21 protein-coding genes are annotated in these 25,012 nt (G+C 70.2%); 11 read left to right on the top strand and 10 right to left on the bottom strand.

The genetic code is table 11. The annotated features are described in order from the left end of the window. Positions 1–74: 74 nt before the first annotated feature. On the top strand, positions 75–1,775 hold the full coding sequence (locus ACFT7S_RS05030; RefSeq protein WP_382727086.1) for a methylmalonyl-CoA mutase: 1,701 nt from the start codon (positions 75–77) through the stop codon (positions 1,773–1,775). On the opposite strand, the gene ACFT7S_RS05025 is transcribed toward ACFT7S_RS05030, so the two are convergent. After that, on the bottom strand, positions 1,751–2,419 hold the full coding sequence (locus ACFT7S_RS05025) for a TetR/AcrR family transcriptional regulator (protein WP_382727083.1): 669 nt from the start codon (positions 2,417–2,419) through the stop codon (positions 1,751–1,753). The two genes, ACFT7S_RS05030 and ACFT7S_RS05025, sit on opposite strands and share 25 nt — an antisense overlap. A gap of 340 nt (positions 2,420–2,759) precedes the next feature. Here ACFT7S_RS05025 and ACFT7S_RS05020 point away from each other — a divergent pair, with 340 nt between their 5' ends. From ACFT7S_RS05020 to ACFT7S_RS05005, 4 genes are all read left to right on the top strand, one after another. Beyond that, entirely contained in the window at positions 2,760–3,719 is a 960-nt protein-coding gene (locus tag ACFT7S_RS05020; RefSeq protein WP_382727080.1) for a tetratricopeptide repeat protein, read from the top strand. Between the two features lie 597 nt (positions 3,720–4,316). After that, positions 4,317–4,961 carry a DUF6230 family protein gene (locus tag ACFT7S_RS05015; protein WP_382727077.1) on the top strand — a complete coding sequence of 215 codons (645 nt, stop codon included), beginning with the start codon at positions 4,317–4,319 and terminating at the stop codon, positions 4,959–4,961. Between the two features lie 95 nt (positions 4,962–5,056). Next, entirely contained in the window at positions 5,057–5,629 is a 573-nt protein-coding gene (locus ACFT7S_RS05010; protein ID WP_382727074.1) for a DUF6114 domain-containing protein, read from the top strand. Continuing rightward, positions 5,619–6,914, top strand: a complete 1,296-nt coding sequence (locus tag ACFT7S_RS05005) for a hypothetical protein (protein ID WP_382727071.1) — start codon at positions 5,619–5,621, stop codon at positions 6,912–6,914. The genes ACFT7S_RS05010 and ACFT7S_RS05005 overlap by 11 nt, the downstream gene beginning before the upstream one ends. A 183-nt stretch (positions 6,915–7,097) precedes the next feature. Here ACFT7S_RS05005 and pyk read toward each other — a convergent pair whose 3' ends face one another. From pyk to pta, 3 genes are all read right to left on the bottom strand, one after another. Further along, positions 7,098–8,528, bottom strand: a complete 1,431-nt coding sequence (gene pyk / locus ACFT7S_RS05000) for a pyruvate kinase (RefSeq protein WP_382727068.1) — start codon at positions 8,526–8,528, stop codon at positions 7,098–7,100. 74 nt (positions 8,529–8,602) lie between these two features. Next, positions 8,603–9,862: an acetate kinase gene (locus ACFT7S_RS04995; RefSeq protein ID WP_382727065.1), complete on the bottom strand. Its 1,260-nt coding sequence runs from the start codon at positions 9,860–9,862 to the stop codon at positions 8,603–8,605. Beyond that, positions 9,859–11,940, bottom strand: coding sequence for a phosphate acetyltransferase (gene pta, locus ACFT7S_RS04990; RefSeq protein ID WP_382727063.1), 2,082 nt, complete (start codon positions 11,938–11,940; stop codon positions 9,859–9,861). The genes ACFT7S_RS04995 and pta overlap by 4 nt, the downstream gene beginning before the upstream one ends. Positions 11,941–12,322: 382 nt before the next feature. On the opposite strand from pta, the gene ACFT7S_RS04985 reads away from it, so the two are divergent. Then, positions 12,323–13,348, top strand: coding sequence for an ATP-dependent 6-phosphofructokinase (locus ACFT7S_RS04985; RefSeq protein ID WP_382727060.1), 1,026 nt, complete (start codon positions 12,323–12,325; stop codon positions 13,346–13,348). Positions 13,349–13,385: 37 nt separating this feature from the next. On the opposite strand, the gene ACFT7S_RS04980 is transcribed toward ACFT7S_RS04985, so the two are convergent. The 3 genes from ACFT7S_RS04980 to ACFT7S_RS04970 all read right to left on the bottom strand — a co-directional run bounded on the left by ACFT7S_RS04980 (position 13,386) and on the right by ACFT7S_RS04970 (position 16,519). Next, positions 13,386–14,090, bottom strand: coding sequence for a helix-turn-helix domain-containing protein (locus ACFT7S_RS04980; protein WP_382727058.1), 705 nt, complete (start codon positions 14,088–14,090; stop codon positions 13,386–13,388). Positions 14,091–14,171: 81 nt separating this feature from the next. Then, positions 14,172–14,846, bottom strand: coding sequence for a response regulator (locus ACFT7S_RS04975; protein WP_382727055.1), 675 nt, complete (start codon positions 14,844–14,846; stop codon positions 14,172–14,174). Further along, positions 14,843–16,519 (bottom strand): ATP-binding protein, encoded by a 1,677-nt coding sequence (locus ACFT7S_RS04970; protein WP_382727052.1) that lies wholly within the window; start codon positions 16,517–16,519, stop codon positions 14,843–14,845. The genes ACFT7S_RS04975 and ACFT7S_RS04970 overlap by 4 nt, the downstream gene beginning before the upstream one ends. A gap of 159 nt (positions 16,520–16,678) precedes the next feature. On the opposite strand from ACFT7S_RS04970, the gene ACFT7S_RS04965 reads away from it, so the two are divergent. Then, a complete protein-coding gene (locus ACFT7S_RS04965; protein WP_382727050.1) occupies positions 16,679–18,034 on the top strand; it encodes a cation:dicarboxylate symporter family transporter in 1,356 nt (451 codons plus the stop codon). Positions 18,035–18,191: 157 nt separating this feature from the next. Then, the gene (locus ACFT7S_RS04960; protein WP_382727047.1) at positions 18,192–19,454 is read left to right on the top strand and encodes an LPXTG cell wall anchor domain-containing protein; all 1,263 of its coding nucleotides are present in this window, start codon (positions 18,192–18,194) and stop codon (positions 19,452–19,454) included. Positions 19,455–19,494: 40 nt separating this feature from the next. On the opposite strand, the gene ACFT7S_RS04955 is transcribed toward ACFT7S_RS04960, so the two are convergent. From ACFT7S_RS04955 to ACFT7S_RS04945, 3 genes are all read right to left on the bottom strand, one after another. Beyond that, positions 19,495–20,685, bottom strand: a complete 1,191-nt coding sequence (locus ACFT7S_RS04955; RefSeq protein ID WP_382727044.1) for an MFS transporter — start codon at positions 20,683–20,685, stop codon at positions 19,495–19,497. Positions 20,686–20,783: 98 nt separating this feature from the next. Further along, positions 20,784–21,698, bottom strand: a complete 915-nt coding sequence (locus ACFT7S_RS04950; protein WP_382727042.1) for an RNA polymerase sigma-70 factor — start codon at positions 21,696–21,698, stop codon at positions 20,784–20,786. Positions 21,699–21,751: 53 nt separating this feature from the next. Beyond that, complete coding sequence (locus ACFT7S_RS04945; RefSeq protein WP_382727039.1) at positions 21,752–22,957, bottom strand: NAD(P)/FAD-dependent oxidoreductase; 1,206 nt, start codon at positions 22,955–22,957, stop codon at positions 21,752–21,754. A 164-nt stretch (positions 22,958–23,121) separates the two neighbouring features. Here ACFT7S_RS04945 and ACFT7S_RS04940 point away from each other — a divergent pair, with 164 nt between their 5' ends. The 3 genes from ACFT7S_RS04940 (at position 23,122) to ACFT7S_RS04930 (ending at position 24,959) form a co-directional block, all read left to right on the top strand. Further along, complete coding sequence (locus tag ACFT7S_RS04940) at positions 23,122–23,526, top strand: MerR family transcriptional regulator (RefSeq protein ID WP_382727036.1); 405 nt, start codon at positions 23,122–23,124, stop codon at positions 23,524–23,526. Between the two features lie 3 nt (positions 23,527–23,529). Further along, on the top strand, positions 23,530–23,871 hold the full coding sequence (gene trxA / locus ACFT7S_RS04935) for a thioredoxin (protein ID WP_382727033.1): 342 nt from the start codon (positions 23,530–23,532) through the stop codon (positions 23,869–23,871). A gap of 185 nt (positions 23,872–24,056) precedes the next feature. After that, on the top strand, positions 24,057–24,959 hold the full coding sequence (locus tag ACFT7S_RS04930; RefSeq protein WP_382727032.1) for an NAD(P)-dependent oxidoreductase: 903 nt from the start codon (positions 24,057–24,059) through the stop codon (positions 24,957–24,959). Positions 24,960–25,012 lie beyond the last annotated feature (53 nt).

Genomic DNA, 25,012 nt, shown 5'->3' with positions numbered 1-25,012 from the left:
CCCGAACCGCCCCGTGCAAAGCATCGGGCGGTTTGCCATCGACATTTACTAGGACGTCCTAGTAAATTCGAGGTATGGACGCTGACGCGATCGAGGAAGGCCGCCGCCGCTGGCAGGCCCGTTACGACAAGGCCCGCAAGCGCGACGCGGACTTCACCACGCTCTCCGGGGATCCGGTGGAGCCCGCGTACGGGCCCCGCCCCGGCGACACGTACGAGGGATTCGAGAGGATCGGCTGGCCCGGCGAGTACCCCTTCACCCGAGGGCTCCACCCGACCGGCTACCGCGGCCGGACCTGGACCATCCGCCAGTTCGCCGGCTTCGGCAACGCCGAGCAGACCAACGAGCGCTACAAGATGATCCTTGCCGCGGGCGGCGGCGGACTCAGTGTCGCCTTCGACATGCCGACCCTGATGGGCCGCGACTCCGACGAGCCCCGCTCGCTCGGCGAGGTCGGGCACTGCGGGGTGGCCATCGACTCCGCGGCCGACATGGAGGTCCTGTTCAAGGACATCCCGCTCGGCGACGTCACGACGTCCATGACGATCAGTGGCCCCGCCGTCCCCGTCTTCTGCATGTACCTGGTCGCCGCCGAGCGCCAGGGTGTCGACCCGGCCGTGCTCAACGGCACGCTCCAGACCGACATCTTCAAGGAGTACATCGCACAGAAGGAGTGGCTCTTCCAGCCGGAGCCCCATCTGCGCCTCATCGGCGACCTGATGGAGCACTGCGCCCGCGACATCCCCGCGTACAAGCCGCTCTCGGTCTCCGGCTACCACATCCGCGAGGCCGGAGCCACGGCCGCGCAGGAGCTCGCGTACACCCTCGCCGACGGCTTCGGTTACGTGGAGCTCGGCCTGTCCCGCGGGCTGGAGGTCGACACGTTCGCCCCCGGCCTCTCCTTCTTCTTCGACGCGCACCTCGACTTCTTCGAGGAGATCGCCAAGTTCCGCGCGGCCCGCCGGATCTGGGCCCGCTGGATGAAGGAGGTGTACGGCGCGAAGACCGACAAGGCGCAGTGGCTCCGCTTCCACACCCAGACGGCCGGCGTCTCGCTCACCGCGCAGCAGCCGTACAACAACGTCGTCAGGACCGCGGTCGAGGCCCTGTCCGCCGTCCTCGGCGGCACCAACTCGCTGCACACCAACGCCCTCGACGAGACCCTCGCGCTCCCCTCCGAGCAGGCCGCCGAGATCGCCCTGCGCACCCAGCAGGTGCTGATGGAGGAGACCGGCGTCGCCAACGTGGCCGACCCGCTGGGCGGTTCCTGGTACGTCGAGCAGCTCACCGACCGTATCGAGGCCGAAGCCGAGAAGATCTTCGAGCAGATCAGGGAGCGCGGCACCCGGGCCCACCCGGACGGCAAGCACCCGATCGGGCCGATGACCTCGGGCATCCTGCGCGGCATCGAGGACGGCTGGTTCACCGGTGAGATCGCCGAGTCCGCCTTCGTGTACCAGCGTTCGCTGGAGAAGGGCGACAAGCGGGTCGTCGGCGTCAACGTCGCACTCGGCTCCGTCACCGGCGACCTGGAGATCCTCCGCGTCAGCCACGAGGTGGAGCGCGATCAGGTCCGCGAGCTCGGCAGCCGCAAGGCCGGCCGTGACGACACCAGGGTCCGCGACTCCCTGGACGCGATGCTGGCCGCCGCACGCGACGGCTCGAACATGATCGCGCCGATGCTGGAGGCCGTACGGGCCGAGGCGACCCTCGGCGAGATCTGCGGCGTCCTGCGCGACGAGTGGGGCACCTACACGGAGCCGCCCGGCTTCTGACCCGTCTGATCCATCTGGCCTGACGCGGCGGCGCCCAGCCCCGCGAGCAGCAGCACGGTGAAGCGCTGGGCCCAGTCGGCATCGACGGGCTCGGCGCTCACCAGTGCCCGGTGCACCACCGCGCCGGCGATCACATCGAAGATCAGATCCGCGGTCCGCGCCGCCGTGGCCGCGTCCGGTTCGCGGGGCAGCTCCCCGCGTTCCTGGGCCCGTTTCCGTCCCAGGAGCACCAGACGCTTCTGCCGTTCCACGATCGAATCCCGGATGCGGGTCCGCAGCGCCTCGTCACGCGTCGACTCCGCGACCACCGCCATCAGTGCGGTCTTGGTCTCCGGCCGCTCCAGCAGTGCCGCGAACTGGAGCACCACTCCCTGCACATCGGCCGACAGGCTGCCCAGATCGGGGAGTTCCAGCTCGTCGAAGAGGACCGCGACGGCATCCACCACCAGCTCGTTCTTGCCCGCCCAGCGCCGGTAGAGCGTCGTCTTGGCGACCCCCGCACGCAGGGCCACGTCACCCATCGTCAGCTTGGACCAGCCGAGATCGACGAGGGACGCACGGGTCGCCTCCAGGATCGCCTCGTCCGCCGCGGCATTGCGCGGGCGCCCGGTTCGGGCGGCTTTGGGGTGGCTGTGGCTCAGCATCCCGCGACCATACCCGCCAGTAAGTACGGTCGGCCGCACCAGGTGGCCGTGAGAGAGATCACCGGGACCTCCTGTCCTTGAGACGGTCCTGGCAGTTACGCTACGGGTCGTAGCGTAAGGACGACGGTCATACCGGCCTCACGCGACGACCGATCGACAGCCACAGGAGCCGGGTGGGGACCCGGCACCGAAAACAGGGGCCTTCAGTAGCCCCGGGACCGTGTCTGTCCGCACGCCACGCACACCGGCGGAGGCTGCGGACGGGGCCGGTTCTCGTATCGCTTTCCGGAACGGCCTGTCCAGGGGGGAGGATGTACGTATGCAGCCTAGGAACATGTCCATGAGCGGCGTCGTCGACCTCGCCGCCGTAAAAGCGGCCGGTGAGGCCAAGGCCAAGGCCGAGCAGGCCCGTGCCGACGCCTCCCGGCAGGGCGGCGGTGCTCCCGCGGCCCCCAGCTCCCTTGTGATCGACGTCGACGAGGCGGGCTTCGAGCGCGATGTGCTGACCCGCTCCTCCGAGGTCCCCGTCGTCATCGACTTCTGGGCCGAGTGGTGCGAGCCGTGCAAGCAGCTGGGCCCGCTCCTGGAGCGCCTGGCCGTCGAGTACAACGGCCGCTTCGTGCTGGCCAAGGTCGATGTCGATGCCAACCAGATGCTGATGCAGCAGTTCGGCATCCAGGGCATTCCGGCGGTCTTCGCCGTCGTCGCCGGGCAGGCCCTCCCGCTCTTCCAGGGCGCGGCCCCCGAGGCCCAGATCCGCGAGACCCTCGACCAGCTGATCCAGGTGGGCGAGGAGCGCTTCGGTCTCAGCGGAATCGTTGTCGACCCCTCGGCGCAGGGCGAGGGCCCGGAGGGGCAGGTCCCGGCCGAGGTGCCCGCCGGTCCGTACGACGCACTGCTGGAGGCGGCGGCGCAGGCGCTGGACGCCAACGACTTCGGCGGCGCCGTCCAGGCGTACAAGAACGTGCTCGCCGACGACCCGGCCAACATCGAGGCCAAGCTCGGTCTGGCCCAGGCCGAACTGCTGGGCCGTGTCCAGAAGATGGACCCGCAGCAGGTGCGCAAGGACGCCGCCGAGAATCCGGACGACCTGCAGGCGCAGATCGCCGCCGCCGACCTGGATCTCGTGGGCGGTCACGTCGAGGACGCGTTCGGCCGCCTCGTGGAGAGCGTCCGCCGCAACTTCGGCGACGACCGGGACGCCGCACGGCTCCGGCTGCTGGAACTGTTCGAGGTCATCGGACCCGACGACCCCCGGGTCGCCGCCGCGCGCGCGGCCCTGGCGCGCGTCTTGTTCTGACGTGACAACACGGCCGTGGAGCCCTCGGGCACCACGGCCGTTTTCGCGTCCGGGGCGATAAGGGACCCCTCCGCTTTACCAAATCTTGATAAAGGTACGAACTGTTACTCGTAGTAAATCGTGCCCTGGGATCTGTCCGCTTAAGGACCCCATTCTTCTGATTCCGGTGTCTGCTTGACACCACCCTGTGTGGCCGGTCGATGCCGCCCCGTCGCGGCTCGGTTATCGGCCCGTTACTAGCGAGTAACGACACCCCTTGTGTCACGGGCTTGAATGCACCACGATCGGCCAGGCTCGGTCCAATACCGCCAGCCCCACCGCCAGTCGGGGCCGGCGGTCTGTTGGGTCCCCACCGAGTGGGTCGGCGGCAGTGGCGCCGATCGCGGACAGGGGGGTTCCTGCCGTTCGGCAGGGCCTGTCCGAACCGGTTGCGCAGAAGCGTGACCAGTGGTTGTCGCTCGGGGGTGAACGCCGGTGATTCGGATGCGGTATGCGCCTCCGGTCCGGGCGCTCTCCTTCCCGAGGACGTAGCACTTCTCCCATCCCAGGGCGGGCACGAGCCCGACCGGAGATGTACGTCCGAGAAGGAGGAAATTTATGAGTTCCCAAATCCGCGGTGGGACGAGATGGAAGCGTTTCGCTCTCGTCATGGTGCCGAGCGTCGTCGCGACCGCAGCGGTGGGTGTCGGCCTCGCGCAGGGTGCGCTCGCCGCGTCCTTCGCCGTGTCCGGCCAGAGCTTCAAGGTCAGCACGGACAAGCTTGTCGGTGAGAACTTCGTCCAGTACGGCAGCGTTGCTGTCGGTACGGACATCGACGGCAAGGAGAAGCAGGCACACCCGGTGGCGGTGTCCGGCTTCAGCAAGGCCACGATCACCAACATGTGCCAGTCGGTGGTCACGCCGAACCTGCCCTTCGGTCTCGGCAGCGTCAGCCTCGAGCTGACGGCCGGTACGGACCCGAAGAAGCCGGTCGAGGCGACCAACCTGTACCTGGACGTCGCCCAGCTCGACGCGGACGCGTACTTCGAGCAGATCGACATCGGCGTCGGTGCCGGTTCGGTCGGTGCCCCCGGCATCCAGCCCGGCACGGAAGGTGCGGTCAAGGCGGGCGGCTTCGCGCAGCGCGCCAAGAAGGCCACGCTGACCAACGTGGAGCAGACGGCCTGGGCGACCACGGCCGGCACCTTCAAGCTCAGCAACCTGAGCCTGAAGCTGCACAAGGGCGTCAAGGAGTGCTTCTAAGCACTCGCCCGGGTGGCCGGAACGCTCCCTGAGGGCCTCCGGCCGCCCACCCTTTCTCTTCTCACAGCAGTACCGGTTCCAGGGAGCTGTTTTCCATGAGCCCCGAGTCCACAGGGCAGAACGAGCACTACCTCACCGTCTTCCGGCGGGGATTCCGCACCTGGCGGGGTAACCGGCCGTTCTGGGCGGGCCTGTTCACCATCGTGGGCGGTGTACCCATCGCCTACTTCCCTTACGCCGATCTCCACCTCGGCAATATGACGCTGGCGATGTCCACCACCGCCGGTGCCGGATCCCTGATCATCGGGGTCCTGCTGATCACGCTGGGTCTGACGATGTGGTTCCACCACATCGTGCGGGTGTTCGCCGGTGTCGCGGCGATCCTCCTGGCGCTGATCTCCATACCCGTCGCCAACATAGGCGGCTTCCTGATCGGCTTCCTGTTCTCCATGCTGGGCGGCGCGCTGTCCATTTCCTGGGCACCGGGTGAGCCGACGGCGGCCGAGGACCCGTACCACAAGGGCGCACTGAAGGGGCAGCCGCAGGCTGAGCACTCCGAGGCCGCGCTCTCCGAGGACGTGTTCCACGGGGCGGCCGTGCCCCAGCAGCAACCGGCCGGGTACGACACGGCAGTTGAGGCCGACGGCGGGGGGCATCGTGCGGGGTGACGACGGACAGCCGATGAACACGGTCACCGGCGAGGACCTCCACGAGCGGAAGGGACCGCGTCATGCGGCCCCGAGGAAGTCGCTGCTGACGAAGCTGCACATACCCGCGGGGAAGGCCTTCGCGCTCGCCGCGATGCCCACGGCGGTCTTCGTCGGTATGGGGCTCACCCCCAAGCTCGCGATGGCCGACGACGCCTCGGACATCCCCTTCGCCCCCGGGCCCTGTGTCACCCGCTCCGACGAGCCGAGCGAGTCGCAGGAGCCGAAGGCGACAGCGACTCCGACCCCGAGTGCCACGCCGAGTGCCGGCGCCACCGACACGGCCGAGAAGCCCGACGCGACCGAATCGGCCGCACCGAAGCCCTCGGCGAGCTCGACCGCCCCCGCCACCACGGCACAGGACGAGCCCGCGGCGACGCCGACCGCGACGCCCGAGCCCACCGAGACGAAGAACCCGCTCGACCCGCTCGGTGCCGGTGACGCGCTCAAGGACCTCTTCGACGGACCGGACGAGGAGACGGCGAGCCCGTCCCCGACTCCCACCACCGAGTCGCCCGCGCCGACGGAGACCGCGCCGACGGAGTCCGCCCCCACGGAGTCCGCCCCCACGGAGTCCGCCCCCACCCCGGCGGACAAGGCCGACGAGGCGAAGGACCCGGTCGACAAGACCGCCGACGCCATCCGTGAAGCGGCGGACAAGGCGGGCAAGCAGGTCGAGGAGCTCGACGAGGACGTCAAGGGCCTGGACCCGGTGAAGGACGAGGACATCCCGGACGGCGCCAAGGAGCGCTTCCCGTGTCCGACCGCCGACCCCGAGGCGCTTGCCGCGGCCGAACTGGAGCAGGGCATCCCGCTGCTTCCGAACGAACCGTGGATCCTCGACTCGTCGATGCTCACGCTCAACGGGCTCGACTACAAGGGCATCGTCGAGGTGAAGAGGGCGGACGGCAGCATCAAGAAGGTGCTGAAGTTCACCGCGAGCTCCATCGACATCAAGGACCTCCACCAGCTGACGGTCGGACCGGCCGGCACAACCGGCCACGTCACATCGGATGAGGGCTCCACGTCCACGATCCGCAACGGTGAGGTGACGATGTACACGGAGGAGCTGAAGGGCAACCTCTTCGGCCTCATCCCGGTCACCTTCAGCCCGGAGACCCCGCCGCCGCTGAACGTACCCTTCGCCTTCTTCACCAAGGTGAAGGTGACGCAGGCAGGTCAGTTCGGCGGCTCGCTCAGGGTGCCCGGACTGCAGAACTTCTTCACCGGCGGCAACAACAGTTAGCCACAGACCCGTTCGGGAGCCGCAGATACGGCTGCGGGCCGCGCCTCTTCAGGAGGCGCGGCCCGCAGTCATTTTCGTGGTGTCCACCGGAGACCACAGGTGATGACGAACGAGTTGCGGCCCGCAACCCCCCGGCGTGTGCCGAAGGTGGTGCGGGCCGCAGCTGTGCCGGGTGCGGGCGCGTCAGTCGCGCTCTACGCCGCCCAGGTGGTGGACCCGGACCATGTTGGTGGTGCCGGGGACGCCGGGGGGCGAGCCGGCCGTGATGACCATCGTGTCGCCGCCGTTGTAGCGGTTCAGCTTCAGCAGCTCCGCGTCCACGAGGTCGACCATGGCGTCCGTGTTGTTCACGTGCGGGACGACGTAGGACTCGACGCCCCAGCTCAGTGCGAGCTGGTTGCGGGTGGCCTCCTCGGTGGTGAAGGCGAGGATCGGCTGCGCGACGCGGTAGCGGGACAGCCGGCGGGCCGTGTCACCGGACTTGGTGAAGGCGACCAGCGCCTTGCCGTCCAGGAAGTCCGCGATCTCGCAGGCCGCGCGGGCGACCGAACCGCCCTGCGTACGGGGCTTCTTGCCCGGGACCAGCGGCTGGAGGCCCTTGGAGAGGAGCTCCTCCTCGGCGGCGACAACGATCTTCGACATCGTCTTGACCGTCTCGATCGGGTACGCGCCCACGCTGGACTCGGCGGACAGCATGACCGCGTCGGCCCCGTCCAGGATCGCGTTGGCGACGTCGGAGGCCTCGGCGCGCGTCGGGCGCGAGTTGGTGATCATCGACTCCATCATCTGGGTCGCCACGATCACCGGCTTGGCGTTGCGGCGGCACAGCTCGATGAGGCGCTTCTGCACCATCGGGACCTTTTCGAGCGGGTACTCGACGGCCAGGTCGCCACGGGCCACCATCACACCGTCGAAGGCGGCGACGACGCCCTCCATGTGCTCGACGGCCTGCGGCTTCTCCACCTTGGCGATGACGGGTACCCGGCGGCCCTCCTCGTCCATCACCTTGTGGACGTCCTTCACGTCCTCGGCGTCCCGTACGAAGGACAGGGCCACCAGGTCGCAGCCCATCCGGAGGGCGAACCGAAGGTCGTCGACGTCCTTCTCGGACAGGGCCGGTACGTTCACGGCCGCGCCGGGCAGGTTGATGCCCTTGTGGTCGGAGATGACACCGCCCTCGATGACGATTGTCCGGACCCGGGGGCCCTCGACCGCGACGACCTTGAGCTCGACGTTGCCGTCGTTGATCAGGATCGGGTCGCCCTTGGCGACGTCGCCGGGCAGACCCTTGTAGGTCGTGCCGCAGATCGACTTGTCGCCCGCGACATCCTCGGAGGTGATGGTGAACTCGTCCCCGCGGACCAGCTCGACGGGGCCCTCGGCGAACTTCGCCAGACGGATCTTCGGGCCCTGGAGGTCGGCGAGTACGCCGACCGCGCGGCCGGTCTCGGTGGCGGCCTTGCGGACCCGGTCGTATCGGCCCTGGTGCTCCTCATGGGTGCCGTGACTGAAATTGAAACGGGCCACGCTCATGCCGGCCTCGATCAGAGCGACGAGCTGCTCATGGGAGTCGACGGCGGGACCGAGGGTGCAGACGATTTTGGAACGGCGCATGAGGCGGATCCTATCGGTTTGTTTCGCTGCGGAATATTCCGTCTGGTGGAAGATACAAAGGGGCGCGGGGGTGCTCAGTTGTCGACCTGTCCGACGAGCGCGAAAGTCTGGTCGGCGATCTCCAGTTCCTCGTCCGTCGGCACTACGGCGACCGCCACTCGCGCGTAATCCGGCGAGATCAGCCGGGGTTCGCGGGAGCGCACGGCGTTGAGGTCCCGGTCCACCGCCGGCCCGAGTTCCGCCAGACCGGCGATGGCAGCCTCCCGCACCGGAGCCGAGTTCTCCCCGACACCCGCCGTGAACACCACCGCGTCCACCCGCCCGAGGACCGCCGAATAGGCGCCGATGTACTTCTTCAGCCGGTGGATGTAGATGTCGAACGCGAGCGCGGCCCGCTCGTCGCCCGCGTCGACCCGGCGGCGGATCTCCCGCATGTCGTTGTCGCCGCAGAGCCCGACGAGACCGCTCTTCTTGTTCAGCAGGACATCGATCTCGTCCGTGGACATCCCCGCCACCCGCTTCAGGTGGAAGGTGACGGCCGGATCGATGTCTCCGGAACGCGTACCCATGACCAGCCCCTCCAAGGGGGTCAGTCCCATCGAGGTGTCCACGCACCGGCCGCCCGCCACCGCGGACGCCGAAGCGCCGTTGCCCAGATGCAGGACGATCACATTGATGTCCTCCAGCGGGCGCCCCAGCAGCTCCGCGGTCTTCCGGGAGACGTACGCGTGCGAGGTGCCGTGGAAGCCGTAGCGGCGGATGCGGTGGGCGTCGGCCGTCTCGATGTCGATCGCGTACCGCGCCGCGCTCTCCGGCATCGTCGTGTGGAACGCCGTGTCGAAGACCGCGACCTGCGGCAGGTCCGGGCGCAGCGCACGCGCCGTACGGATGCCGGTGATGTTCGCCGGGTTGTGGAGCGGGGCCACCGGGACGAGCCGCTCGATCTCCTCCAGCACCTCTTCCGTGATCACGGTGGGCTCGGTGAACCGCAGCCCGCCGTGCACCACCCGGTGACCGATCGCCGCCAGTTCGGGCGAGTCCAGGCCGAATCCGTCGGCGGCCAGCTCCTCGGCCGCCGCCTTCAGGGCCTCGTCGTGGTCGGCGATCCGGCCCGTGCGTATCCGCGGCTCCGCGCCGCCGCCGGGCTGGAGGGTGTGCGTGAGCCGGGAGGTCTCCTCGCCGATCCGCTCGACCAGACCGGTCGCGAGCCGGGAGTGGTCAATCATGTCGAGGAGCTGGTACTTCACCGACGAGGAGCCGGAGTTGAGCACGAGGACGCGGTGGGGGCGTACGGCTGCCACGGTGGTCGTACCTTCGCTTGTCGGGGTGGTCATCCGGTCTGCTCCTCGCCCTGTGCCTGGATCGCGGTGATGGCCACGGTGTTGACGATGTCCTGGACGAGCGCGCCGCGGGACAGGTCGTTGACCGGCTTGCGGAGCCCCTGGAGCACCGGGCCGACGGCCACCGCGCCCGCCGAGCGCTGCACGGCCTTGTAGGTGTTGTTGCCGGTGTTGAGGTCCGGGAAGATCAGCACCGTCGCCTGTCCCGCCACGTCCGAACCGGGCAGCTTCGTCGCCGCTACGGACGGCTCGACCGCCGCGTCGTACTGGATCGGGCCCTCGATCCGCAGATCCGGCCGTGCCGCGCGTACCCGCTCCGTCGCCTCCCGCACCTTGTCGACGTCCGCACCCGTTCCCGAGGTGCCCGTCGAGTACGACAGCATCGCGATACGGGGTTCCACCCCGAACCGGGCGGCGGTGACGGCCGACTGCACGGCGATGTCCGCGAGCTGCTCCGCATTCGGGTCCGGGTTGACCGCGCAGTCCCCGTACACCAGGACCTTGTCGGCGAGACACATGAAAAAGACGGACGAGACGATCGACGCGTCCGGCTTCGTCTTGATGATCTCGAAGGCCGGGCGGATCGTCGCCGCGGTGGAGTGCACCGACCCGGAGACCATGCCGTCGGCCAGGCCCTCCTGGACCATCAGCGTGCCGAAGTAGTTCACGTCGGACACGACGTCGTACGCGAGCTCCACCGTCACCCCGCGGTGCGCCCGCAGTTGCGCGTACCGCTCCGCGAAGGGCTGACGCAGTTCGGAGGTCTGCGGGTCGATCAGCTGGGCCCCGGCGAGATCGATGCCGAGGTCCGCGGTCTTCTTGCGGATCACGTCGACGTCGCCGAGGAGCGTCAGTTCGCAGACGTCGCGCCGCACCAGCACATCGGCGGCGCGCAGCACCCGCTCCTCGGTGCCCTCGGGCAGGACGACCCGGCGGCGCTTGGCGCGGGCCTGCTCCAGCAGGTCGTGCTCGAACATCATCGGGGTGACCCGGCCGCTGCGGGCCACGGAGATCCGGTCGAGCAGGTCGGCGGTGTCCACATGGCGCTCGAAGAGGCCGAGCGCGGTCTCCGCCTTGCGTGGCGTCGCCGCGTTCAGCTTGCCCTCAAGCGTGAAGAGCTCCGCCGCGGTGGGGAAGGAACCGCCGGTCACCGCGACGACCGGGGTGCCCGGCGCGAGCCGTGCGGCGAGCCGCAGGATCTCCTCGCCCGGCCGCTCGTCCAGCGTCAGCAGCAGCCCCGCGATGGGCGGTGTACCCGCGCTGTGCGCCGCTAGTGCTCCGATCACCAGATCCGCGCGGTCCCCGGGGGTGACCACCATGCAGCCCGGGGTCAGCGCGTTCAGCACGTTCGGCAGCATCGCGCCGCCGAAGACGAAGTCCAGGGCGTCCCGGGACAGACCCGCGTCGTCGCCGAGCAGCACGGTGCCGTCGAGCGCCGCGGTGATCTGGGCGACGGTGGGCGCGGAGAGCGCCGGGTCGTCGGGGAGGACAGAGCAGGGGACGGGCAGCCGGGCCGCGAGCCGCTCGGCGATCTTCTCGCGATCCTCGGGCGCCACCCGGTTCACGACCATCGCGAGGACGTCGCAGCCGAGGCCCGCGTAGGCACGGTAGGCATTGCGCGTCTCGGCCCGTACGGACTCGGCGGTCTGGCCCTTGCCGCCGACCACCGCGATCACCGAGGCGCCGAACTCGTTGGCCAGCCGGGCATTGAGCGCCAGCTCGTCCGGGAGCTGCGTGGCGGCGAAGTCGGAGCCGAGGACCAGCACCACTTCGTACTCGCGGGCCACCTGGTGGAAGCGCTCGACGAGCAGGGAGACCAGTTCGTCGGTGCCCATCTCCGCCTGGACCGCGGCTGCCTCGTGATAGTCCAGGCCGTAGACGCTCGTGGGACTCTGGCTGAGCCGGTAGCGGGCCCGCAGCAGCTCGAACAGCCGGTCGGGGCTGTCGTGCACCAGCGGCCGGAAGACTCCGACCCGGTCCACCTGACGCGTCAGTAGCTCCATGACTCCCAGGTCGACGACCTGGCGGCCGTCCCCCCGGTCGATTCCCGTCACGTACACGCTGCGCGCCACGCGTGCTCTCCCGTCCTGATCGGCCGACTCGTCCGGTGGGGGTGCTGGTATCCCGATAGCTGATATCCCGATAGGGGTGTCATTGGCTTGCATTGCTCTTGACGATACCTGCGGGGGTGGCGTGGGCGCCCGCCGGAGCAGGCCTGTCCGGAGGCCGTTCCGGGGCCCGTTCCGGGGGTCTCCCGGCGGTCTCCCGGCGGTCCTCGGGCCACCGGCCGGCCGGTCCCGTGTCCTTCGCCCGCCCGGCCCGGTTCTTCCGCTGGAGCAGCCGAAAGCGCGGGGGCCGGACCCGGCGTGGGAGGATCGCGGTGGCTCACGGTACGGGGGTCTCTTCGAGGAGCCCCCCGAATGCACGGCACTAGCGAGCAGGAGACCCAGCACGATGCGCATCGGAATTCTCACCGCAGGCGGCGACTGCCCTGGCCTGAACGCAGTGATCCGGTCGGTCGTGCACCGTGCCGTGGTGGGTCACGGCGATGAAGTCATCGGCTTCGAGGACGGGTTCAAGGGGCTGCTCGACGGCCACTTCCGGCCGCTCGATCTCAACGCGGTGAGCGGCATCCTGGCCCGCGGCGGCACCATCCTCGGCTCGGCCCGCCTGGAGCGCGACCGACTGCGCGAAGCCGCCGAGAACTGCGACGAGCTCACCCGCCGTTACGGCATCGACGCGCTCATCCCGATCGGCGGCGAGGGCACCCTGACTGCCGCCCGGATGCTGTCGGACGCCGGAATGCCTGTCGTCGGTGTGCCCAAGACCATCGACAACGACATCTCCGCCACCGACCGGACCTTCGGCTTCGACACCGCCGTAGGTGTTGCCACGGAAGCCATAGACCGCCTCAAGACGACCGCCGAATCGCATCAGCGGGTGATGGTCGTCGAGGTGATGGGCCGGCACGCGGGCTGGATCGCGCTGGAGTCCGGAATGGCGGGCGGTGCGCACGGGATCTGTCTGCCCGAGCGGCCGTTCCAGGTCGACGACCTGGTCAAGATGGTCGAGGAACGCTTCGCGCGCGGCAAGAAGTTCGCGGTGATCTGTGTCGCGGAGGGCGCGCACCCGGCCGAAGGCTCCATGCCGTACGCGAAGGGCGAGATCGACCAGTTCGGGCACGAGCGCTTCGCCGGTATCGGCAACCGCCTCGCCATCGAGCTGGAGCGCCGGCTCGGCAAGGAGGCCCGGCCGGTCATCCTCGGACATGTGCAGCGCGGTGGGACACCGACCGCGTACGACCGGGTGCTCGCGACCCGCTTCGGCTGGCACGCGGTGGAGGCAACCCACCGCGGCGAGTTCGGCAGGATGACGGCGCTGCGGGGCAACGAGATCGCCATGGTCCCGCTCGCGGACGCGGTCACCCGGCTGAAGACGGTGCCTGCGGACCGGATGTACGAGGCCGAGTCGGTCTTCTGACCCGGATTCGGGCCCGGCATGATCCAAACGAAAGGCGCTAGACGCCCGCCGTGCGCCAGAAGTGCTCGACGATCCGGGCCAGGAAGGCGCGGCCCGCGTCGCCCGTCGTCGCCGGGCGCTGCGTGTCGGCGCCGCCCCAGCTCAGGGTCGACACCATCAGCGACTGGTAGTCGGCGTGCAACTGCTCCAGTACGTTCTGGATCAGGCCCCGGTCCAGCGGTACGAGCTTGGCCACCGGGCGCACGTACGCCTGCCAGCGCGTCGTCACCGCGCTGTTCAGCAGCTCGGACAGCTCCTCGTTCCGGCCGCTCGCGGTCATGAACTGCGCGGCCGACAGCTCCAGCACCTCGCACAGCGCCGTGGACTGCCGTTCGTTGCCGCGCCAGCGGCCCGCCTCTTCCATCCGCTGGTACGCGGCGCCGGTGAGCCCCGTCCGCCCGGCCAGCTCGTCGATCGAGAGGCCCAGGGTCAGCCGGTGCTCCCGCAAGGTGGAGGCGGCGGAGAGCAGCTCGCCCGGCGCGCACCACAGCACACCGGCGAGGGCCGTCAGCTCGCGCTCGGTCGGCGTCGCCGTACCGCGCTCCCAGGCGATCACCGTCTCCGGCGGAAGCCGGAGGCCGTACTGAGCGGCGAGACCGTACGCGACATGACCGGGCGCCATCCCCAGTGCCTCGCGAAGTCGGCGCGCGGCGGGGGCGTTGAAGGGCGGAGTGTGGTGCACGGCCCCACCGTAAGAGCCCATGGCCCCCCTGGCTACGGTCGGTTCCGCCCAGATCACCCTTCGTAGGAAGCTACTAGGACGAACCGGGTCGTGCCGGTGCGTTCAGTGGCCTTCCGGGACCCAGCGGTAGTGCAGCTCCGGGCGCCCGACCTGCCCGTAATGCGGCCTGCGCGCCGCCCGGCCCGTCGTCACCAGATGTTCCAGATAGCGGCGGGCCGTGATCCGCGAGATACCCAGCGCCTCACCGGCCGCCGCCGCAGTCAGTCCTTCCCCGGCGGCCCGCAGGGCCTGGGTCACCGCCTCCAGCGTCGGACCGCTCAGCCCCTTGGGGAGCGCGGACGGATGCGTGACCCGCAGCGCGCCGAGGGCCCGGTCCACCTCCTCCTGGCCGCTCGCCTCACCGGCTGCCGCACGGAACTCCGCGTACCGCACCAGCCGGTCCCGGAGGGTCGGGTACGTGAACGGCTTCAGCACGTACTGGACGACACCGAGCGACACCCCTTCCCGCACCACCGCGAGATCACGCGCCGACGTCACGGCGATGACATCGGCCGCGTGACCGGCGGCCCGCAGCGAGCGCAGCAGCTGAAGGCCGTGCCCGTCCGGCAGATACAGGTCCAGGAGCAGCAGATCCACCGGAGTACGGTCCAGCGCCCGCACCGCCTCCGCCCGCGAGTGCGCCACGGCCGCCACCTCGAAGCCCGGCACCCGGCCCACGTACAGCTGATGGGCGTCCGCGGCCACCGGGTCGTCCTCGACGACCAGTACCCGGATCATGCCGTGACCTCCTTGCCCGTACGCGACCGCAGCGGCAGCCGCACCGTGAACTCGGCGCCGCCTTCCGTGCCGCGGTCCAGCGTGACCGTCCCGCCGTTGCGGTGCGCGGCCTGCCGTACGAGGGCGAGGCCGAGCCCGCGGCCGGCGCCGTGCGTCGACCAGCCGCGCCGGAAGACCTCGTCGGCGTCGTCGGGGCCGATGCCCGCCCCGGTGTCCGCGACCCGCAGCAGCAGTTCACCGTCACCGGCGAGCGCCGTCACCGTGACCCGGGCCCGCGAGCCGGTGCGCGGGGAGGGGATGGCCACGGCGCCGGGCTCCGCGCCCACCACGCCGGGGCCGCCGGTCGCCGCCTCCGAGGCCGCGTCGACCGCGTTGTCGATCAGATTGCCGAGGATGGTCACCAGATCGCGCTGCGCCAGCGTCGCGGGCAGCGCACCGTCGTCGATCAGGCTGTTGTCGGCGAGCACCAGCTCCACGCCCCGCTCGTTCGCCTGCGCCGCCTTGCCGAGCAGCAGCGCCGCCAGCACCGGTTCGGCGACCGCGCCCACCACCCGGTCGGTGAGGACCTGGGCCAGCTCCAGTTCCGCCGTGGCGAAGTCCACCGCCTCCTCGACGCGGCCCAGTTCGATCAGCGAGACCACGGTGTGCAGCCGGTTCGCCGCCTCGTGCGCCTGGGAACGCAGCGCCTGCGTGAAACCGCGCTCCGAGTCCAACTCGCCTGAAAGCGCCTGTAGTTCGGTGTGGTCCCGCAGCGTCACCACGGTGCCCCGCTGCTCCCCGCCCACCACCGGACGGGTGTTGACGACGATCACCCGGTCCGCTGCCAGATGGACCTCGTCGACCCGTGGCTCCGAGGCGAGCAGCGCCCCGGTCAGCGGGGCGGGCAGCGCCAGCTCGGCGACGGTCCGGCCGACCGCACCCGGCTCCAGGCCGAGCAGCTCCCGGCCCGCGTCGTTGATCAGCGCGATCCGCCGCCGCCCGTCGAGCATCAGCAGGCCCTCGCGGAGCGCGTGCAGTGTGGCCTCGTGATAGTCGTGCATCCGGCTCAGCTCACCCGCGTTCATGCCGTGCGTGTGGCGCCGCAGCCGGGCGTTGATCACGTACGTACCGAGCCCGCCGAGGGCCAGCGCCCCGCCCGCCGCGAGACCCAGCGCGCCCAGCTGCTCGCGCACCTGCGTGGAGACCCGGTCCACGGTGATGCCCGCGCTGACGAGCCCGGTGATCCTGCCGCCGTCCAGGACCGGTGTCACGACCCGTATCGAAGGGCCGAGCGTGCCGGTGTACGTCTCCGTGAACGTCTCGCCGCGCAGCGCCTGCGCGGTGTGCCCGAGGAAGGTCTCGCCGATCTGATCGGCGTCCGGGTGCGTCCAGCGGACCCGCTGCGGATTCATGATCGTGACGAAGGCGATCCCGGTCTCCCTGCGGACCTGTTCCGCGTACGGCTGGAGGACGGCGGAGGGGTCCGGTGTACGGATCGCCTCCCGTACGGAGGGAGAACCGGCCACCGCCACCGCAGCGGCCCGCACCTGCCGGGTGGCGGTCTCCTTCGCCTGTGCGCTCCCGGAGACGTACGCGAAGAACGCGCACCCGGCGACGACAGCGGCCACCAGCACGACCTGCATGGCGAAGAGCTGGCCGGCCAGGCTGCGGGGGCGGGTACGGGGGAGACGCATGCCGTCCAGTCTGCCTGGCCCGGTCCACCCGCGGGAGGTGGCTTGAACCCGACTGTGAACGATATGAACGCAAGGGTGACGGGGGTCACAGGGGGATGGATAGTCGCCGATGCCCCCAGGGACGGGGGAGCGACCGCGACATCAGCCGAGGAGGCCCCCGTGGCAGCTACAGCCGCAAGGCGGGACCGGACCCATTATCTCTACCTGGCCGTGATCGGAGCCGTGGTTCTCGGCATTCTCGTGGGCTTCGTGGCCCCCGGGGTGGCCGTGGAGCTCAAGCCCATCGGTACCGGCTTCGTGAATCTGATCAAGATGATGATCTCGCCGATCATCTTCTGCACGATCGTGCTGGGCGTCGGCTCCGTACGCAAGGCCGCCAAGGTCGGCGCCGTCGGCGGTCTCGCCCTCGGCTACTTCCTGGTGATGTCGACGGTCGCCCTGGCCCTCGGCCTGGTCGTCGGCAACATCCTGGAGCCCGGCTCCGGCCTCCACATCACCGAGGCGGCCCGCGCCGCCGGTGAAGCACAGGCGGAGGGCGGCGGCGAGACGACCGCCGACTTCCTGCTCGGGATCATCCCGACCACCATGGTCTCGGCCTTCACCGGCGGCGAGGTCCTCCAGACCCTGCTCATCGCCCTGCTCTCGGGCTTCGCGCTCCAGGCCATGGGCGCGGCCGGCGAACCGGTCCTGCGCGGCATCGGCCACATCCAGCGCCTCGTCTTCCGCATCCTCGCCATGATCATGTGGGCGGCCCCGGTCGGCGCGTTCGGCGCGATGGCCGCGGTGGTCGGCGAGACCGGCCTCGACGCGCTGAAGTCTCTGGCGATCATCATGATCGGCTTCTACATCACCTGTGCGCTCTTCGTCTTCGTGGTGCTCGGTACGATCCTGCGGCTCGTCGCCGGGGTCAATCTGCTGTCGCTGCTGAAGTATCTGGGCCGCGAGTTCCTGCTGATCCTGTCCACCTCCTCGTCGGAGTCGGCCCTGCCGCGGCTCATCGCGAAGATGGAGCACCTGGGTATCAGCAAGCCCGTCGTCGGCATCACCGTGCCGACCGGCTACTCCTTCAACCTCGACGGCACCGCGATCTACCTCACGATGTCCTCGCTCTTCATCGCCAACGCGATGGGCGACCCGCTGACCGCGAGCGAGCAGATCTCGCTCCTGGTCTTCATGGTGATCGCGTCGAAGGGGGCGGCGGGCGTCACCGGCGCCGGTCTCGCCACCCTCGCGGGCGGCCTCCAGTCCCACCGCCCCGAACTGGTCGACGGCGTCGGCCTGATCGTCGGCATCGACCGTTTCATGAGCGAGGCCCGCGCCCTGACGAACTTCGCGGGCAACGCGGTCGCCACGGTCCTGGTCGGCACCTGGACCAAGGAGATCGACAAGGAGCGGGTCGGTGAAGTCCTCGCCGGCCGGGTCCCGTTCGACGAGAAGACGCTCACCGACGACGTTCCGCAGGAGAGCGCGATCCCCGAGCCCCGCGAGGGCGGCGAGGTGCCCGCGAAGGTCTGACGGGCGGGGCGGAAGGGCGTGGGGCGGAAGGGCGTGGGGCGGAGCGGCGTACAACCCTGCGGTGACCGGAAGAGTCTTCTGTTCACGTAGGTGTGGTGCCGGAGACGGCAGCTCTTCCACCGCACGCCATACCGCACGTCATAACGAGGGAACCTTCATGACTCACGCCCTTCCCGGCCGCCGTCTTTCGCGCGCCGCAATCGGTGTACTCGCCGCCGTCGCTCTGACCGGGCTCGGGTCCGTGCCCGCCGTTGCGGCCGACGCGGAGCCGGACCTCGGGATCGGGGCGCTCGCGCCGATCACGGGTGCGCAGCCGGGCAGCGGTGTCGACGTGCCGTTCTCGGTGCTGAACAAGGGCACCGAGGAGGTCGGGAAGGTGTGGGTGACGTACGCCGTCACCTCGGGTCTCGCCTCGGCGGATTCCTATTCCAACTGCCTGTACTCGACGGTGTCGTCCTACGACGAGAACCCGGAATCGCACGTCGCGGTGTGCGCCGTCGAGCAGCCGCTGAAGCCGGGCGTCGTGTACGTACCGGAGCAGCCGCTGGGTCTCAAGGCGCTCGACAACGCGCTGTACGACGACGTCTTCATGACGGTGGGTGCCACGGCGCCCGCGCCGTCCGACGGCGGCGAGACGGAGCCGGTGCCGGGCACGGGCGCCCCGCTGAAGCTGGTCGAGAAGGCCCCGGCGACCGAGGCCGACCGGACGCATCACGCCAAGAACTACGCCGGCGCCGAGGTCACGGCCGTCAACACCGCCGACTACTCGCTGACCGGCGCCCAGCTCAAGGGCAAGGCCGGCGACAAGGTCACCGCCGAGGTGAAGTTCACCAACGAGGGCCCGGCCTGGGTCTACCTGGAGCAGGGCCAGGGCGCCGCGACCGTCGACGTCCGGATTCCGGCGGGTACGACGGTCGTGAAGGCGCACGGCTTCTGCAGCCCGGTCACCAGGACGCACTACCGCTGCGGAACCGCGCAGTCCTGGGTGGACGAGGGCCGCGGCGAGACGTACCCCTTCGTGCTGCGGATCGACAAGGTCATCGACGGCGCGGCCGGGAAGGTCTCCTTCGCCGGGGCGGCCAGGCCCTTCGACAGGAACGCGGCCAACGACACCGCCGAGATCGTGATCGACGCCGGCTCCGGCACCACGGGCGGCTCCTCGGCCGGGGGCACCTCGACCACGGGAGGTACGGACGCCTCCGGCGGCACCTCGACCGGCGGCTCGGACTCGGCCTCCTCGTCCTCGTCCGGTGGCGGCTCCACCACGGGTGGCTCCGACCCGCAGACGACGACGGGCGGCGCCCTGGCGGCGACCGGCTCCGACTCGACGCTCCCGCTGGTGGGCGCGGCGGCGGCGGCGCTGATCGCGGGCGGCGGAATCTTCTACGCCGTCCGGAGGCGGGCAGCGGGCGGCAAGTAATCCGGGTGCGGCGTCCGCACATGCTCACGTGATCCGGTGCTCACGTCCCGGCCCGCACCGGATGCCGGAGCAGGTAGACAGCTGCCGTCGAGACCAGGGCGGCCATGCAGGCGATGAAGACCAGCCCCGCCCCCTCCAGACCGATCGGACCGGACAGTACCCCCACGCCGATCACTGGCACCGAGATGCCCGCGTACGCCACCACGAACAGCGTGGAGACCACCGACGCACGTCGGTCCGCAGGAGATGCCTCAGCCACCGCGGACAGCGCCCCGCGAAATGACAGCCCCTGCCCGGCCCCGCCGACAAGGGCGCTCAGCACCACCAACAGCAGCAGATCCCAGTGCAGCGCGCCCGCGAGCAGTGCGAGCCCGGTGAGAAGACCGGCGCAGCCCAGCGGCAGCGACCGGTCCGCACCGACCCGGCCGACCGCCAGCTGGCCCGCGGTCGAGGCGAAGAAGGCGAGCGCGACGACGCCGCCGCTCACGGCGTGGTTGCGCACATCCAGGGACTGCGCGAGGAACGCCGGGCTGACGGACGTGAACACCCCGAACAGTGCGAACCCCACGAACGAGGCGGTCGCGGCAGGGCCGAACACCGCCCGCACCTGTGGGGGCAGGCCGGGGCGCTGCGGCCGCACGGCGCTCAGCGGCTGCCGCTCGCGTACGGTCTCCGGCAGCCACCACAGGACGGCGGCCGAGCCGGCCACCAGCGCGAGGTGTACGGCGAACGGCAGGTACAGCGGCCAGGGGGCGTACTGCGCGAGCACTCCGGCGAGCAGCGGACCGCAGCCGAGCCCGCCCATATTGGCGGCGGTCGCGACGAACGTGGCGCGGGAGGCACCGCCGGGCGGTGCCAGCTCCATCACGTACACCGTGGCGGCCCCGGTGAACAGGCCGGCGGACAGCCCCGACAACAGCCGCCCCGCATAGAGCCAGCCGAGCCCCGTGGCGGACAGGAAGCAGACGGCGCTCGCCGCCGCGAGTCCCAGGCCGCACAGCAGCACCGGCCTCCTGCCCACGGCGTCCGAGGCGTTGCCCGCCAGCAGCAGCACACCGATGACCCCGAAGGCGTACACGGCGTACACCACGGTGACCATCAGCTCGGAGAACCCGAACTTCTCCTGGTAGAGGCCGTACAGCGGGGTCGGCAAGGTGGTGCCGGCCATGCACACGGCAAACACCGCCCCGCCGAGATCACACCGGCGCCACCCTCGACGATCACCGTCCATGCAGCCGACGCTAGCCTCCGAACCGCCCATTGCCGGAGCGACGTGCCCGACGCGCCGCCGTTACAGGTGGCGGCACAGATCCCTGTATCCGTACTGGTTCATCGCAGGGTGAGCGGGGTCTCGGATTCGACGCGGGTCAGCTTCTCGGGGTTGCGGACGTAGTAGAGGCCGGTGATGCGTGCGTCCTCGACACGGATCGCCATGATGCCGTCGACCTCGCCGTCCAGGTGTACGAGGAGTGCCGGGTTGCCGTTGACCACGGTGGGACCGAGGGTGATCGGGCGCTTGTTCCTGCCGAGACCACCGACCATGAGACGGGCCACCTTCTTGGCGCCGCTGACCGGCCGCAGCGCAGCGTGCTTGATGCCGCCGCCGTCGCCCATGTAGACAACCTGAGGGGCGAGCACGTCGAGGAGGCCCTGCAGGTCCCCGGTTTCCAGCGCGCGCCGGAACGACTCCAGGGCCGCCCGGGTCGCGCTCGCGGAGACCACCTCGCGAGGGCGGCGGGCATCGACGTGCCGGCGGGCGCGGTGCGCGATCTGGCGGACGGCCGCGGGGCTCTTCTCGACGGTGGCAGCGATTTCGTCGTAGCTGACGTCGAAGGCCTCGCGCAGTACGAAGACGGCGCGCTCGGTCGGCGACAGCGTTTCGAGGACGAGCATCATCGCCATCGACACACTCTCGGCGAGCTCGACGTCCTCGGCCACGTCCGGCGCGGTGAGCATCGGCTCGGGCAGCCAGGGGCCGACGTACGCCTCCTTGCGGCGCGTCATGGTGCGCAGCCGGTTGAGCGCCTGCCGGGTCGTGATCCGGACCAGGTAGGCGCGCTGGTCGCGCACCTGTCCCAGGTCGACCTCGACCCAGCGCAGCCAGGTCTCCTGGAGGACGTCTTCGGCGTCGGCCGCCGATCCGAGCATCTCGTACGCCACGGTGAAGAGCAGGTTGCGGTGGGCGACGAACGTCTCGGTCGCCGGGTCGGCGGCGTCGCCGACGGCCTTCAGGGGTGCATCCACAGCAGGGTCCTTTCCGTTGGTAGCCGTCCGATCCTGACCCACCTGTTGCCTGGCTAGGCTGCCCGTTCAGCGGTGGCCGGTGCCTCGTTGCGCCTGGCCTGCACCAGTTGCTGACGCTTGGCACCTCCTGAGACGCGGTGCAAGCTGTACGAACCGGGCTTGCCCGCCTCGTCGGCCAGGTGCTTGACGATCCCCTTGCAGATGAACTCCTTGAGTCTCGCGCCAGGGCGACCGTCGATGTGGAACCACACCGCGGCGTCGTACCTGTGGGCGAACTGGAAGATGCCGGCGCGTCGGCCCAGGCTGATGCACTGGCCGGCGAAAACCTGGTTGAGGGTCGAGGGCTGCTCACCCGCGATCCGGCTGAGCACCGTGTCGGCGGCCCGCGCGCCCAGAGGCATCGCGGCCTGACAGCTCATCCGCAGCGGCAGGTCCGACGGTGCCGCCGAGTCACCGGCCGCGACGATGCGCACGTCGTCCACGCTGGTCAGCGTCTCGTCCGTGAGCAGGCGGCCCAGGGCGTCGGTGCTCAGCCCGCTGCGCACGGCCAGGTCCGGCACGCCGAATCCGGCGGTCCAGATGGTCACGTTGCTCGCCAGCTCGCGGTCACCACTGAGCTGCACGGCATCGCGGGTCACAGCCGTCACCTTCGCGTCGGGGCCGTCGAGCACGGTCACACCGAGCTTGGCCAGCCGCTTGGCGACCGAGCGTCGGCCCCGAGGGTGCAGGTACGGGCCGAGCACCGCTCCGCAGACCAGGGTCACGGCGCGGCCCGCCTCCGCCAGTTCGGCGGCGGTCTCGATGCCGGTCGGACCGGCTCCGACAACCGTCACCGCGGCCGTCGCGGGCGCGGCGTCGAGGACCGGCCGTAGCCGCTCCGCCTCCTCCAGACTGCCGATCGGGTAGGCGAACTCGGCCGCTCCGGGCACGCGCGGGTCGGCGCTGCCACTGCCCACCGCGTAGATCAGATAGTCGTAGCCGACCGTGCCGCCCGACGCCAACGTCACGCTGCGCCCGGCCGCGTCGATCCGGGCGACGGTGTCGACCACCAGCCGGACGCCCTCGCCCAGGACCTCTCGGTAGTCGACAACCGCGTCGTCCGACCCGCCCACCAGCTGGTGCAGGCGGATCCGCTCGACGAAGGTCCGACGCGAGTTGATCAGCGTCACTGTCACGTCGTCGCGCCGCATCAGGCGATTGGCCGCCATGACGCCGGCGTATCCGCCGCCGATCACGACCACTTGGGTGTTCTCAGTCATGGTGACTCCTTCGTATCCAGGGGTTCGGCCTCAAGACACCGCGCGATCGATCGTTGTGACAGCTTGTGAGGCAGATCACTTCCATGTCGCGTCCAGGACTTCGGTCGCCCGCGTACGCACCGGGGCCTTGCCTTGACGTCCGCGTCAAGGATTACCGTCGAGGTATGCGAATCGGGGAGCTGGCCGAACGGGCCGGGACGACCACGCGGACTCTGCGCTACTACGAGTCACGCGGGCTGCTTCACGCACGGCGGGCGGTGAACGGCTACCGCACGTACGACGAGGACGATCTGCGGATGCTCCAGCAGATCCGGACTCTGCAGGACTTCGGGTTCGATCTGGAGGAGACCCGCCCGTTCGTCGAATGCCTGCGCGCCGGCCACCCGGCCGGTGACGCATGCCCCGCCTCCCTCGCCGTCTACCGCCGCAAACTCGGTGAACTCGACACGCTCATCGAGCAGTTGCAGACGGTCAGGGCGGAAGTGGGTACGCAGCTGGCCCGCGCCGAACTGGAGGCGTCGGCCGACCTGCCCGGCGGCCCCGAACCACGTTGCGAACTGGGAGGATGACGAATGATTCACGCAGAAGGTGTGGCCGAGGTCACCGACGCGACCTTCGACGAGGAGGTACTGGGAGCGGTCCTCCCGGTCCTGGTGGAATTCACCGCCGACTGGTGCGGCCCCTGCCGCCAGCTCGCCCCGGTGCTCAGCGCCGTGGCGGCGGAGGAGAGCGACCGGATCAAGGTCGTCCAGATCGATGTGGACGCCAACCCGGGCATCACGTCCCGGTACGCGGTGCTCTCGATGCCGACCCTGATGGTGTTCCACGGGGGCGAACCCCTGAAGTCCATGGTCGGCGCCCGCCCCAAGCGCAAGCTCCTCCAGGAACTGGAGGACGTGTTCACGCCGGCTTGAGTGCCGCACCGGACCGCAGCGTCGGAATGCCGGCCGGGACCCGGCCGCCGCGTCTGCCGCGGGGAGGCGCCGGGCGTACTCCTGGGGGAGCGGTCGGGCAGCTCGGGGCCGGAGTGGGGCCCGTTGCTTACCTCGCGGGGGGTATCCCACAAATAAGTAGGTTCTTGGCGGGAGTCGTTGCCGCGATGACCATGGTGCGTATGACGACGCCTACGAACACCTCTTCCACTCCTGTCACAGTCATCGGCCTCGGCGCCATGGGTCAGGCTCTCGCCGGAGCCTTTCTCGACGCAGGTCTCCCCACCACCATCTGGAACCGCTCCGCGGACAAGGGCGAGGCGCTCGTCGGACGTGGGGCGGTCCGTGCCGCGTCCGTCGAAGAGGCCGTGCTCGCCTCCGAGTTGGTCGTCGTGTGTGTCGTCGACTACGACGCCGCGCAGAAGATCCTTGCTCCGCTGGCGGACGTCCTGGCCGGGCGAGTGCTGGTCAATCTGACCTCGGACACCCCGGAGCGGGCCCGTGAAGCCGCTGCCTGGGCCGAGGCGCACTCCCTCGACTACCTCGACGGCGCGATCATGGTGCCGGTCCCGGTCATCGGCGGGCCGGAGGCGCTGATCTTCTACGCGGGGGCCCGGGCGGCGTACGAGCGGTACGAGTCCGTCCTCAAGACGCTCGGTGCGCCCGCGGCCTTCCTCGGCGAGGACCACGGGCTGGCCGCCGCCTACGACATGGCGATGCTCGACTTCTTCTACGGGGCCATGGGTGGCCTGGTGCACGCCTTCGCGCTGGCCCGTGCCGAGGGGGTGGAGGCCGCGGCGCTCGCGCCGTATCTGAACACCATCGCCGGCATCCTGCCGCCGATCGTGGCGTCCACGGCCACGGACATCGACGCGCGTACGTACGACGGGTCCGGCGCCAATCTCGCCATGATGACCGCGAGCGTCGACCACATCCTGCACACCGCACGCGGGCGGGGCCTGGACACCGCGCAGTTGGAGGCGGTGAAGGCGGTCTCGGAGCGGGCGATCGCGAAGGGGCACGGCCGCGACTCGTGGGCGAGCACCTTCGAGGCCCTGGGCGGCGCGTGAAAGGGTGCCCGCACCGGCGGATGCGGTGCGGGCACCCAGGCGTGGGCTCAGCC

It is taken from the genome of Streptomyces sp. NPDC057136 (genome assembly GCF_042670885.1).
Classification (GTDB): Bacteria; Actinomycetota; Actinomycetes; order Streptomycetales; family Streptomycetaceae; genus Streptomyces.
This window is presented reverse-complemented; position numbering and strand designations above follow the sequence as displayed.